Below are 13,443 nucleotides of genomic sequence, written 5' to 3'. Positions count from 1 at the left end.
TACCGCCCGCTACGCGGGCGGTACGCTCTTCTAGGTTTTAAGTTTACTTATGCTTAGTTACTTATAAGAAGAAGGTGGCACAAAGTGCCACCTTCTTCTTATTAACTGTGACTCCCGCGCAGCGGGAAACATAGTCAAAATTTAATTGCTCATGGCAGCTTGCTTATTAAAGGCAAATTGTTGGAGAATGCGATCGCAGATTTGACCGCTAGATAGACCGAGCGCATTAAAGGACTGCTCTGGGGAAGCATGTTCGACCAGAATATCGGGAACGCCGATACGATAAACGGGAGCCAGCACATTCGCATCATTCAAGGCTTCCAAAACCGCACTACCAAATCCACCCATCAAACAACCTTCCTCAAGGGTAACCACCTTACCAATTTTTTGAGCAAGGGGCAGAATTAGCTCAGTATCGAGAGGCTTCGCAAATCTGGCATTAACCACCGTGGCGCTAACTCCATGCTCGTTGAGAAGTTCCGCAACCTGTAGAGAAGGATAAACCATCGAGCCATAGGCTAGGAGCAGTACATCCTTCCCTTCGCGCAATACTTCAGCTTTGCCAATTGGTAATGGCTCGATATCTTCGTCTTGTAATGGTGCGCCTACGCCGTTACCGCGAGGATAACGCATGGCACTCGCGCCATTGTGAGTCAAGCCCGTAACGATCATGTTCTGCATTTCTGCTTCGTCCTTAGGAGCCATCAGCACTATGTTAGGAATGCAGCGCAGATAGGCGATGTCATACATCCCTTGGTGCGTAGGTCCATCAGCGCCAACGATACCTGCGCGATCGAGACAGAAGAACACGGGCAAATTCTGGATACAGACATCATGGATAATCTGGTCAAAGCCACGTTGGAGGAAGGTGGAATAAATGGCAGCAACGGGGCGCATTCCTTCGCAAGCCATACCCGCAGCCACGGTGATCGCGTGCTGCTCAGCAATGCCGACATCGATAAATTGATTAGGTAAAGCGGCTTGGAATTTGTCTAAACCTGTCCCCGTAGACATGGCGGCGGTAATGGCAACAATGCGCTTGTCATGCTCGGCAAGTTTGATGAGCGTATCCGCAAAAACCTTGGAATAGCTAGGAGGTTTGGGCTTGCTGGAAGTGGATGGCTTCGCTTTGCCTGTAGCGAGGTCAAAGGAATTTTGGGCATGATAGCCAACGCGATCGGCTTCGGCATAGCTGTAACCCTTACCCTTAGTGGTGCTAACATGAACCATGACAGGACCCGTGAGCGTATGCGCCATCTTAAAGGTATCGATCAATTCCCTGAGATTATGACCGTCCACGGGACCAATGTAAGTGAAGCCAAGTTCTTCAAATACGGCTCCCACCTTATTTTGAACCATGGTTACAATCTTGAGATTGTCTTTGATGCGCTCGATTTCGGGACTGATTTGTTCGCCAACAAAGGGAATATTGCGGATTTGTCCCTCTAGATTGTTGGTGATAAATTTCATCGGTGGGCTGAGGCGCATTTTATTCAGATACTTAGGGATTGCGCCCACGTTGGGGGAAATCGACATTTCATTGTCATTGAGGACAACTAATAAATTAGTTTTGGGAAGATGTCCTGCATGGTTGATCGCTTCGAGAGCCATCCCGCCCGTCAAGGAGCCGTCACCGATAATCGCTACGGTTTTGTAATTATCGCCTTGCAAGTCGCGGGCGATCGCCATACCCAGAGCCGCCGAGATGCTAGTAGAAGCGTGCCCAGCCCCGAAATGATCAAATTCACTTTCGCGACGGTTGAGATAGCCTGCAATCCCGTCCTTTTGACGTAAGGTATGAAAATTTTTGTAACGACCAGTGATCAGCTTGTGGGGATAAGCCTGATGTCCCACATCCCAAACCACCTTGTCTCGATCTAGATCAAGGGTTTGGTATAAAGCGAGGGTTAGCTCGACTACACCTAGTCCTGGTCCGAGGTGTCCGCCTGTCGCAGCAATGGTTTCTAAATGTTTTTGTCGAATTTCACGGGCAATCACTTCTAATTGCGAGATCGTCAGACCATGCAATTGGTTGGGATGGGTAACTTCACTTAACCGCATATATACTTATTTTTTTAAAATGGCTTTCTTTAGTTTAACTGAAGCATCACCCACAAACGTTCATTGCGATCGCAGTTCTTAAAACCAAAAAGAGAGGGACGCTATGCACCCCTCTCTTTTTTGGGAGTTTTGTTATTTCGATAAAAGTGACAATACTGCTTGGCGACATCCCATACAGTCACAGCCCAATTTCTGAATTGCCATATCACCAATCCGATCGCTAGTCAAAATATTAGCGCGATCGTCGGAGGAGATATCTTTAGAATCAAGGCTTTGAGCGGTTCGCGTAATGACAATTGAGGAACTATAGGAATCAGAATCTTTGTTTAAGCTGCTAGAGGGATTGGCATGGGCGGGAGCGCTTGCGAGCAAGATAGCTGCAAAAACTGCGGGGCTACTAATCAGGGCTAATGAGGATTTTTTCATGGGTCACAAGAATACCGAATCGCATTCATTAATTATTAGAGATAATAGCATCTCTCAGAAAGCATGGGCGGGCTTTAGATGCTGCCACTTTTTTGAGTTAGCGATCGCTATATACTAAGATTTAAGCCTTTCCCTCAACCGATTAATGCTCTCCGCTAGTCCCGACCTCATAGCCCTAGCTCGATCGCAAATTATATTGCTGACCCAAAGTTTGGGTGCAGTCGCTAGCGCTATGTATATCACCGAAAATGTGGCGGATGGGATGCCTCCCCACCTAATTGAGGTGGCTGTTTTTCCAGAAGAGGGGGCGATCGCTTTACCAGAAGCTTTTTCGACCGAGGCTTTACCGATCCTGTCGATGGGGGCTGGGGGCTTGGTAAGACAACGCCGTTTTGTGTTGCCTTTGATCTACGAAGAGGCAATTTTAGGATTTTTAATGACAGGGCGGGACGATCGCGATTGGCTGGACTACGAACAATCGCAAATTCAGCAAATCGCCAACACATTAGCGATCGCCTGCGCCCTTGATCGCCGCAACCAATGGCTAGCAGCTAACCAACAACGCAGTTACGAAGAGCAAAATAATTTTTTAGCTTCACTACTACATCAACTCCGCAATCCCCTCACTGCCATTCGTACCTTTGCCCAACTGCTGTCGCGGCGCATCGTTGCCGAAGATCCGAATCAAAAATTTGTGACGGGTATTTTGCGAGAGACCAAGCATATTCAAGATTTACTCAGCGAAGCCGATCGCCCTATACCATTGTTGCTATCTGAAGCCGAGCATGAAAAGGCGCTCCTACCTGCGGCAATGGAACTTACAGAGCTCGATCTCAGCGAAATTTTGGATGCAATTACTAATTTTGCCAGCGCGATCGCCCAAGAGCGCAATATTCAATTTCTATCGAATATTCCTTTGAATCTACCCAAAGTGATCGGTCATGAATCGGCGTTGAGAGAAGCGCTCGGAAATTTGGTAGAAAATGCCCTCAAATATACACCCGAACGAGGCTATGTATTTCTAGGAGCAGATGTGAAGCCCGACACGGTTTATATCTATGTTCAAGACACGGGTGTGGGAATTCCTGAAGCAGATCTGCCCCGTTTATTTGAACGCAACTTTCGCGGTAGACAGGCGGATGGTGATATTTCAGGAACGGGACTGGGATTAGCGATCGCTAATGAGTTAGTCCAGAAAATGGAAGGAAGCATTCATGTAATCAGTCAAGTGGGCAAGGGAAGCACTTTCGCCGTAACGTTGAAGCGGAAAGGATAGGTTTATTGAAGCAGTCCTTCCCTTTTGAAAGTTGGGTACATGAAGATTCTTTCTCGAAGAAACTGGATAAAGCTCTACAGTGGCATCATGATCACCCCTCGCAATTATCGAATCTAGACCTATCATAATTCAGCCTATTGAGCAATCAGCGATCGCATTATAAAATTGGCGATCGCATTCATCCTAAATCTTCTAGCTCCTCAGAATGGAATGGACATTATTTGATTGACCCATTCTTCAGCAGTAGAGGCTTCCCAAATGAGGATAAGTGCATCAATTGCGTCACTAACTGGCAATTTCTGGGAAAGAATCAAAACCTCTGAACTGTTTTTTGTCATGATAAATTCGCCAAATTCAGCAGGCATCGTTTTGCGATCGTGGGTCACAAGTACTCTCCGATCTTGTGCTGCTATTGCTAATACTTCTGGGTCTTTCTTGCCTTCAAGTTTGGCACTGTACGCTGATTGAAAACTCAGATTGGGTTGTCTACATCACCAGTAACAATTGCTTGATTAAGGTCAGCATCAGCTTGAAAGTGAACTACCGTCATGATTTGATTAGCTTCTGGGTTTGAGCGGTTTTCAACTTCTGATACAGAAGTGGATTTGTTTGTCTACAAGACTTTTGCAATTTCTCAAATTCTTCTTCACCTTCCTTGAGATATGCGTCAATTAACTCTCGACTGCCAAGATAAAAGGCGATCGCTCCATAAACCTGTTCTAGTGAGAGTAATGGGAAGTCTTGGGCAATGCTTTCAGGTGATTTACCATTCAAAAAGGCATAAACAACTGAATCAAGAGAAATACGGGTTCCTTCGATCCAGTATCCTCGATCGCGTTGCTCGATATATCGTTTTGCTAAGGTTGGTGCTGCGGTCATAAAGTTTTTGGCTACTCTTTATATAACTATTTTAAGCGATCGCTCGTCAGTCTAGGAGTTAAGATGCAGAGTCAGAGTTTTTGTGCGAGTGCAGATAGCTTTTGCTAGTCATACAAAAAGTCGGGATCTGGGCATTTACAAGTAAGTTACTTTCTGGACAGTAAATTACAAGATCACCAAATTACAAGATCACCAATCGCACTACTTCCCGAGGCAAAAAATGATATAATTTACTGAAATTACTGCTATTTTTTCCTATGAAAGGCATTGAATATATCATAGATGACCAAGGAGAGAAGACTGCCGTTGTCATTAATTTGGAGCAATGGGGTAAGGAATGGGAATCGTTTTACAATCTTTTATTGAAGCAATCATTCCCTTCTGAAAGTTGGGTGCATGAGAATTCTTTCTCGAAAAAACTGGATAAAGCTCTACAATGGAATCATAATCATCCCTCTCAGTTATCAAATCTAGACTCATTAGAAACTCAACTATTGAATAATGAGTAGAATTTTACTCGATCTAAATAATCCTGTTTTTCAACAAGACTTGTTTGTTTTGCCGAAGTCTGAGGCTCTTGCAGCCTTGAAAATCCTCAGAAAAGTTTCTCAGTTGACTTGGGAGCAATTGTACAAAGATCAGGGCTTAAAATGGGAATTGATTCGTTCTAAGCAAGGAAAAAATGGTGAAAAACTCTATAGTTTGAGAATTACTCAAAAATGTCGAGCCGTTGCTGTACGGGAAGGTGATTATCTAAGATTTTTATCTTTGCATTCCGATCATGATTCAGCCTATTGAGCAATCAGCGATCGCATTACAAAATTGGCGATCGCACTCAAGAAATTTTAAATAAATAACCAACCTCGTAGCGTGCGTTAGCGAAGCGTAACGCACAAACAGTTAGCATTAAATAAGTAAATTAAGGTGCGTTACATTCCATTAACGCTCCCTACACGATTCGCACTAAAGGTGATGTCAAATTATCGAAGACCAACAATTACGGGAGGAACTTATTTTATTACCCAAGTTACCTATCAGAGAATTCCTTGGTTTTGTAGTGATTTGGGACGGATAGGCTTGCGAGAGGCGATCGCTAAAGTTCGGGAGAAATATCCATTTGAAATAAATGCTTTTGTTCTATTGCCTGATCATTTCCATTGTTTGTGGACTTTACCAGAAGGAGATAAAGATTTTTCTGTGAGATTACGACTAATCGAAACCTATGTCACCAAGCACTATGGGGATAAATTAGGTATTAATGCAGAAGTTTCTCTATCACGACAAAAACGACAAGAAAAGAATCTATGGCAGCGTCGTTTTTGGGAGCATCTAATCCGAGATGAGCGAGATTACGCTCTCCATTGCGATTATATTCATTACAATCCAGTACGACATGGATTATGTGCAAAAGCAGAAGATTGGCAGTTTTCCAGCATTCATCGTTTTATTGCACAGGGGCAATATCCAACCGATTGGGGAGTCACAGAAGTTCTAGAAAAGCCCCAAGATATTTGGGATGAATAGCCATTTCGGTAGGGTGTGTTAGCGTAGCGTAAAGCACAAACATTTGTTATGGCAAAGGTTGTAAAAGTTCATCTAATTGATATTAAAAGGGTGCGTTACATTTCATGAACGCACCCTACAAAATCTGGAATCACACTAATCGGATAGACAAATCTCACCGTTTCTTTTTCTTGGCGACTGCATCAGCAATAGAGAGACCTGCACTTGCAGCTAAATAAGTCCCGTAGACGGGTAAAGCCGCACCACCTGTTAAAATACCAACTCCTCCAGCAGCCAAAATAGAAAGCCAGTGAATTTCGACTCCTCTGGGATCTTTTTCTATTAACTCGTGCGGAATGTGGACATGGGGACGATGTGTGTTGTTGCTCACTTTGGTTCCTCCAAATAGACTGTCTAACTATGAATTAGCCAGAAAAATTCTGTCTAATTTGAATATAGGCGATATAGGCTGAATGTCAAGGTTCTTTCTACATTGCTTATACGAGATCTTATGCAGAAAAATCCTTTCTAAAACACCATTTTAGGGTAGTTATACGGAAAGATTCTACCTAATTACCTGAATTGGGATATTACGCAGAAAAGATTATGCCTAATATTTTTTTAAAATAAAAAGATACAAAAAGATATTTTTATTTACACATATAATAATTTTTGGCTCAATAGGTGATTCGGGGAGGTGAAATAAAGGAAGAAATTGATAATATAGTAGCAACAATAAAAAGCAGCGAACACAATGCTGAGCGTGAACTTAACGCATCTAATCGATGATGAAAATGTTACGAAACAGTGCGTCAGATGCGATGGGAAAGAGGAGTATGCTGTCCCAAATGTCAAAGCTTAGGGGTGATCAAGCGAGGCAAAGATGAAACACAACCTGCTCGCCAACGATACCAGTGTAAAACTTGCAACACCAACTTTGACGATCTAACGGACACAATATTTGCAGGACACCATCAACCCTTACGGATGTGGATATTGTGTCTGTATTTGATGGGATTAAATCTCTCGAATCGACAAATTGCCCAAGAACTAGACCTAGATAAAGATGTGGTGCAAGATATGACCACGCAATTGCGAGCAGGTATTGACCAAAGCAAGCCAGAAGTAAACTTATCTGGTGCGGTCGAGTGTGATGAAGTGTATGTGACGGCAGGACACAAGGGCAAACCCGAAGAAGTTAAAAAAAAGGGCGTAAAGGAAGGCGTAATCGGCTCAAGGGGGTTCGGGGGCGGGGGACACTCGAAAAAGAAAAACCACCTATCTTCGGCATGATTCAGCGCGGTGGTGAAGTGGTAATTCGTATGTTAGAAAATGTGCAACAGCGCACTATTGAGCCTCTGATTAAAGCAACAATTGCTCTTGGTACTTTGGTTTACACGGACGAATACGCTATCTATAACCCTTTACAAGATTGGGGCTATGCTCACAAAACTGTTTGTCATGGCTCAGGAGAATATGCTAGAGATGAAGATGGTGATGGCTTTTGCGAGGTTCATGTCAATACGATGGAAGGCTTCTGGTCGCTTTTGCGCTCTTGGTTACGTCCTCATCGTGGCATATCTCAAGAAAAGTTGCCTTTGTATTTAAGCTTTTTTGAGTTTGTTCATAATGCTAAGAGGAGGGGCAAAGCTTTGCTCAGTGCTTTGCTCCACTCTCTACTTTCCTCACCTCCCTGATTCACCTATTGAGCCAGATTGTATTGCAGGCTTAAAAATATCAGATAGAAAATTCCAAATATGTGTATGAGGTTCCAAGATTAAGATTTTTATACAATCATCGTAGTTATCAAATTTTAGAGTCACGCTCTCAATAATTTTTGACAAACGAGATTTGATCATTGTAATTGATTCATCTATTTGTTTTTTGTTATAAAAACTTGATATTTTTTCAGCCGAACGCCTATACAGCAATCTTTAGGTGCATCTTCTTGTTGCACGAAAGCCCCCCCAAAGATGAGTGGCGGCGCGAAGCGCCGCCACTCATCTTTGGGGTTTTATGTCCTAAGCAAATTGTTAGGGTTTAGCTACTTAATTTATTAGTTTAGTTGATTAGTTTTTAATGGGTTGATCGCGATACCACCAAGAGAGAATTTGCACCCAATTCCAGCCATTTTCAGCCATCTGTTGCGTCATTTCTTGATCGAGGTGTTGCCCGTCGGAGACAGGCATATATCCACCACCCCAACTAATCCAGTTGCGGGGAAGACGGGCGCGATAATAACCCTTAAATCCTGGGCGAAGCATATAGCCCGCCGTAGAAGCAACTGCCTGATCGCTACGACTATGAATTAGGGCGATCGCTTGCCCTGTTTTGGGGTCGAAACGATAGAAACCTTTATATACCTGATCGCGCGTATCACTGACTAGATCGTAGGGAGCCTCACCCCATTTGCGTTGCCTTTGGGTATTAACAGCATAACTACGAGCAGCCACTGCTTGCGCCATTAATGCGTCCATATGCCAACTGGCAGGCATTTCACTGGGAACCACACTACGAAGATATTCCTCAAGGGAGAGTACGTTAACAGCGATCGCCTTATTATTCCAAGCACGAAGTTCAATTTCACCTGGATAAAGATTACTGCCAACCTGAACCAATCCGTTATTGCTAGGGGTAATGCGATATGCCGAGGTAAGCGGTAGCGTATACCACTTACCAGGATCGAGACGACGGCTCGCTTGTCCTGAAGTTTGTAGAGTTGCTGGTTGAGTCACAGCTACAGACATTTTAGAGCCATTTTCCTCTCTGACCAAAACCCTCAATAAGTTTGCGGCAGCGGCTTGGGAAACCCCTGCAACAATTACCAACATCAAGGACAAAATCAGCGTGTACATCCCTTTGGAGAAGTGTTTCATCATTTAGTTAGTCACTCACACCTGATAATCAAAGAATGTAAAATTGTTTATATGAGTTGGGCATTCAATATTAAGGCTTTTTAAGATTAGCCCCGAATAACCAGATAGTTTAGCAAAACAACTTGATTTTGATAAACATTATTTCCGCATACTTATACCAGTTTTTACATGAAATTATCGAATTAATGTATTAATTATTTTTGCTAAGTACCTCAGCATAATTAAAATCCAGAGCTAAAACTTGCGGCGCACGCTGCGCGTGCGCCGCAGGTTTTAGTTTTTTTAGATTTAATTAAGCCCACTTAAGTAGCTGGGCATAATTAAAAAACAGAACTAAGACCTATAGCACAGGCGCAGCCTGTGCTATAGGTCTTAGAGTTTTATATTTAATTGCGCCCAGTTACTTACTTAATAATTTTTTGCAACCATCGCCCAACCCAAGAATACTAGAGAATGCTAGAAGCCACACTTTGTACCGTAACGTTCTTTAGTACATAATGGTAATAAGGGAGAGCAAGCGAGTGGTTGCGAAATCTGACTCAAAAGTCATTGCAAAATGTTTTTGAGTATCGGTTTTGAGGAAAGTCCGGGCTTCCATGAAGATCAGGCTGCTGGATAATGCCCAGTGCGAGCGATCGTGAGGATAGTGCCACAGAAAGATACCGCCAGTTGAGAGATCAAATGGTAAGGGTGCAAAGGTGCGTTAAGAGCGTACCAGCAGAGTCGTGAGGCTCTGGCTCGGTAAACCCCAGTTGGAAGCAAGGCGAGAGGATATAGGTGTTGCGATCTTCAGTCGATCCTATGTCCGTTACTTAATGCGATTATTTAGTGAAAGCTAGGCGATCGCAATTGAGTGTGTGCCGCATGAGGTGTTTGGTAACAAACATCCCAGATAGATAACCGCTAGGGTAGTTGATAAAACTCCCGAAACAGAACCCGGCTTATGTCTTACTCTCCCTATTCAAATTAATGATGAATTTTAATGATGAATTAAGTAGCTAGGCGCAATTAAATATAAAACTCAAAAACCTGTAGCGCACGCGCAGCGTGCGCTACAGGTTTTGATTCTGGGTTTTAATTATACCCAGCTACTTATAACGATAAATTATCTAAATCAAGAGGTCAGGGGCTATGGTATTTGCCTCGCCCTCTAGATCACAGAGCTTAACCGCAGCTATGTCCATAATCTTTCATCAAGTGATCGGTTCGAGTTACGCTCAAATTCCTATCTCAAAATGATACTGAGATGTTTTTTGCCCCATGCCTCGAACCAAGCTTGTACAGATCTTGAGCCAATCTTAGGCAGTCGCATGAGTAGTTGCTTAAGTAGTTGCTTAAGTAGTTGCTTAAGTATTTACTTATGGTCAGAATGTCTGATTTCTAAAGCCTTGCGCCAATCGACCTCAAAATAGTGACGAGATTTTGCGTTTATTGATTGAAATTAACCTTGAAAATCTGGTACATCTAGAAGTCTGAATGAGATCGCCAGATCGCCTGAATTATAAATTTAAGCTGCATTTGTTCTTACGAACCTTTTTAACTAGAGTAATCAAACTATGGGAATTGCTCCCAACCACTCATCTCTGCTCCCTAAAACGACCCATCGCATTTCCCGAAAGTGGTCTGGTAGAGCGGTTATAGGAATTACCTTTGTTTGCCTAATTTCCTCCCTCAGCATTCGCTTTTATTCTGAGCCGAGGTTAGACATTGGCACTTTTGTCGATCAAGATTTGCGATCGCCTAAAAGTATCGAAGCAACTGACATCGAAGCAACTAGACAGGCAAAGGAAATAGCCAAACAGCAAGTGATTCCTGTCTATCGCAGCAACCCTGAGTTTGATGCTAGTGCTGTTAAGCATCTTGAAGAACTATTGCAGGTAGGGGACAACTTACGCATATCATCGGGGAATTTGCCCTATGTAGATCGCCAAATTCTTAGCGATGACGTACAGCGATATCTCAGGAGGATTTCTGAGCCTGAGTGGGTGCAGTTACAAGATAAAGCCAATAAACTTGCTACTAATGTTAGCAATCAGGGCTCGATATCAAGTGCAATCACAAGTGCAATCAATAGAGACAAAGAGTCACCTTCCGTAGCCTTAGCCGAGTTAACGACCTATAAACTCAATGCGCTTCCTCAAGACTACCAAAGGCTCCTCAATAAGATAACTGAGGTTCGTAGAGCCTATGCGATGACTCAGGATAAGGCGGCAAAAGGACCAGAAATGTTTCGCGATCGCCTCTTAGAAATGTCCAATGAGGAATGGGAAAACTGCAAGAAACTAACGCGACAAGCCTTGCTTGATGTACAGTCCGCAGGCATTGTCGCAGGGTTGCCAGACGATATGCTGTTAAAACGCCTTACCAATCTGAGCAATCTACCCATCAATGAAGATCATCGCATGATGGCGATCGCCCTAATTCGGTCTACAGTTAAACCCAATCTAACCATTGACTATGTTGGTACAACCGAAAGAGCGATCAAAGCCTCAGAATCTGTCCAAACCCAGCGAGTGGCTCTGCAAGTTGGGGACTTGATCGTTAAAGGCGGCGAAAAAATTACGGAGCGACAGTTTGTCATTTTAGACGAACTAAAAATGACCCAAAGACAGGTCAATATTAAGAGGTTAGTTTTACTGACGTTAACCACAGCACTTGCTTTCGGCATCTTTGGCTATGCTAACCAGCGATGGCAATATTTACTAAAGGTCAAACTCCATGTCAAAGATCTGTTAGCGCTAGGCATAGTTTGTACGGGTAGCACCCTTGCCACCGTCATTATGGCTCCCAATATGCTCGTATTTGTGCCCTTAGCGAGTATGGGCTTAATTATTGGCAGCTTTTATAGTTCGCGGCTTGCACTCCTAATTACTTTGCTGATATCAGGTTTATTAACGATCGCCATCAGTGCCAATTTGTTATCCCTCGCGCCTGTATTAGTGGGCGCAATTGTTGCGGCAGCAATCACAAATCGACCTTTAACGCGATCTCACCTTGCGGCAACGGGGCTATTAGTAGGATTTTTGCAGGCATCAGTATATATTGCGATCGCGATAATCGCAGGATCGACTCCCCCCGTACTTATGGCGATTACTGCACTTCAGTACGCATCGGGAGGCATCATTGCCGCGATCGTTGCCCTCGGCGCAATTCCCTACCTTGAGCATATTGCCTACGCCTTAACCCCCTTCCGTCTAGCGGAGCTAGCCAACCTCGATCGCCCCCTGCTGCGCCTTTTGGTAACTGAAACTCCTGGTACTTTTCAACATACCTTATTTGTAGCCAATCTCGCCGAAGCAGCCGCTCGCGAACTGGGTGCAGATACCACTTTAGTCAGAACGGGTACGCTCTATCACGATATTGGCAAGACCCTGCGCCCAGAATATTTTATTGAAAATCAAATGGGACAACCCAATCCCCATGACCTTCTTAACGATCCTTGGGAAAGCGCCCAAATTGTAAAAGAGCATGTTTCAGGTGGCATAAAGCTCGCTCAAAAATATCATCTTCCTGAAATGCTACAAGCCTTTATCCCCGAACATCAGGGAACGATCGCAATTACCTACTTTTATTGCCAAGCCCAAAAGCGATCGGATCGAGTCTATGAGTCAGATTTTCGTTATGTTGGTCCCATTCCCCAATCTCGCGAAACTGGAATTGTAATGCTGGCTGATGCCTGTGAAGCAGCTTTGCGATCGCTTGGGACAGATACCACACTTGAAGCCGCAAAGAGCCTGCTTATGAGAATCTTTGAAACCCGATGGAATGATGGTCAACTCAAAGACTGCTCCTTAACTTGGGAAGATTTAGACCGCATTGCCCCCGTATTTATTAAGGTCTGGCAAGAGCGCAATCATGGCAGGATTAAATATCCAAACCTAGCGAACAAACTCGATCCGTCGGGTTCTGCCTTGCCCGATCATCTTTGCGAAACCAATGATTTAGAAACATCGGCAAGTCAAACTGCCGTTCCCAAGAAGATAGCCTTAAAATAGTTAACCACCCAGCTATCTCTTACGTTGCTATAGGTTACATGTTTTTTACTCACAAATTATTAACAAATATTCACAAAATATAGCTATTTTCCAGAAATCATTTTTTGGAGTTCACTTTACACTAACTAATACCAATTCACGAAAGTGTGACAACACTTTTGTGAATTAAAAACCCAGCCTCATAAGGGTTTGAAAAACCAAAAATGGCGTTGCCATTTTTGGTTTTGGTATAACTCAAGCATTGATATATAGCAATAAAAAAGATAATAGGACAAATCAAACTCCAAAAGACAAGTTACGGCGCTTCGCGCCGTAACTTGTCTTTTGGAGTTTACATTCTAAATAACTCTTTCGTTACGATAGATAAAAAGAAACTATTTATAAATACTAAATATAAATACTAAATATAAATACTAAATATAAATAC

At 43.3% G+C, this 13,443-nt stretch carries 10 protein-coding genes, 1 other RNA gene and 2 pseudogenes; 7 read left to right on the top strand and 6 right to left on the bottom strand.

The window, feature by feature from the left end:
* Positions 1-141 precede the first annotated feature (141 nt).
* A complete protein-coding gene (gene dxs, locus PSE7429_RS01640) occupies positions 142-2,061 on the bottom strand; it encodes a 1-deoxy-D-xylulose-5-phosphate synthase (RefSeq protein ID WP_009625299.1) in 1,920 nt (639 codons plus the stop codon).
* A 132-nt stretch (positions 2,062-2,193) separates the two neighbouring features.
* The gene (locus PSE7429_RS01635; protein WP_009625298.1) at positions 2,194-2,487 is read right to left on the bottom strand and encodes a hypothetical protein; all 294 of its coding nucleotides are present in this window, start codon (positions 2,485-2,487) and stop codon (positions 2,194-2,196) included.
* A gap of 145 nt (positions 2,488-2,632) precedes the next feature.
* Here PSE7429_RS01635 and PSE7429_RS01630 point away from each other — a divergent pair, with 145 nt between their 5' ends.
* A complete protein-coding gene (locus PSE7429_RS01630; RefSeq protein ID WP_009625297.1) occupies positions 2,633-3,763 on the top strand; it encodes a sensor histidine kinase in 1,131 nt (376 codons plus the stop codon).
* A gap of 200 nt (positions 3,764-3,963) precedes the next feature.
* Here PSE7429_RS01630 and PSE7429_RS27700 read toward each other — a convergent pair.
* Positions 3,964-4,313: pseudogene (locus PSE7429_RS27700) on the bottom strand (DUF5615 family PIN-like protein).
* Entirely contained in the window at positions 4,310-4,642 is a 333-nt protein-coding gene (locus PSE7429_RS01620; RefSeq protein ID WP_009625295.1) for a DUF433 domain-containing protein, read from the bottom strand. The pseudogene PSE7429_RS27700 and the gene PSE7429_RS01620 overlap by 4 nt, the downstream one beginning before the upstream one ends.
* A gap of 257 nt (positions 4,643-4,899) precedes the next feature.
* Here PSE7429_RS01620 and PSE7429_RS01615 point away from each other — a divergent pair, with 257 nt between their 5' ends.
* The 3 genes from PSE7429_RS01615 (at position 4,900) to PSE7429_RS01605 (ending at position 6,166) form a co-directional block, all read left to right on the top strand.
* Positions 4,900-5,151 carry a hypothetical protein gene (locus tag PSE7429_RS01615; protein ID WP_009625294.1) on the top strand — a complete coding sequence of 84 codons (252 nt, stop codon included), beginning with the start codon at positions 4,900-4,902 and terminating at the stop codon, positions 5,149-5,151.
* Positions 5,144-5,440 (top strand): hypothetical protein, encoded by a 297-nt coding sequence (locus PSE7429_RS01610; RefSeq protein ID WP_009625293.1) that lies wholly within the window; start codon positions 5,144-5,146, stop codon positions 5,438-5,440. Before PSE7429_RS01615 ends, PSE7429_RS01610 begins: the two co-directional genes overlap by 8 nt.
* 174 nt (positions 5,441-5,614) lie before the next feature.
* Complete coding sequence (locus PSE7429_RS01605; protein WP_009625292.1) at positions 5,615-6,166, top strand: REP-associated tyrosine transposase; 552 nt, start codon at positions 5,615-5,617, stop codon at positions 6,164-6,166.
* 154 nt (positions 6,167-6,320) lie between these two features.
* Here PSE7429_RS01605 and PSE7429_RS01600 read toward each other — a convergent pair whose 3' ends face one another.
* Positions 6,321-6,536: a hypothetical protein gene (locus PSE7429_RS01600; RefSeq protein WP_009625291.1), complete on the bottom strand. Its 216-nt coding sequence runs from the start codon at positions 6,534-6,536 to the stop codon at positions 6,321-6,323.
* Between the two features lie 363 nt (positions 6,537-6,899).
* Here PSE7429_RS01600 and PSE7429_RS27865 point away from each other — a divergent pair.
* Positions 6,900-7,842, top strand: a pseudogene (locus PSE7429_RS27865) (IS1595 family transposase).
* Positions 7,843-8,214: 372 nt separating this feature from the next.
* Here the strand turns inward: PSE7429_RS27865 and PSE7429_RS01585 are convergent.
* Positions 8,215-9,024, bottom strand: a complete 810-nt coding sequence (locus tag PSE7429_RS01585) for a SpoIID/LytB domain-containing protein (protein ID WP_009625286.1) — start codon at positions 9,022-9,024, stop codon at positions 8,215-8,217.
* Between the two features lie 506 nt (positions 9,025-9,530).
* Here PSE7429_RS01585 and rnpB point away from each other — a divergent pair.
* Both rnpB and PSE7429_RS01580 read left to right on the top strand, forming a co-directional pair.
* Positions 9,531-9,981: RNase P RNA component class A (gene rnpB, locus PSE7429_RS23220), an RNA gene on the top strand.
* Between the two features lie 596 nt (positions 9,982-10,577).
* Positions 10,578-13,016: an HD family phosphohydrolase gene (locus PSE7429_RS01580; protein WP_009625285.1), complete on the top strand. Its 2,439-nt coding sequence runs from the start codon at positions 10,578-10,580 to the stop codon at positions 13,014-13,016.
* Positions 13,017-13,443 lie beyond the last annotated feature (427 nt).

This window comes from Pseudanabaena biceps PCC 7429, assembly GCF_000332215.1.
Lineage (GTDB): Bacteria > Cyanobacteriota > Cyanobacteriia > Pseudanabaenales > Pseudanabaenaceae > Pseudanabaena > Pseudanabaena biceps.
This window is presented reverse-complemented; position numbering and strand designations above follow the sequence as displayed.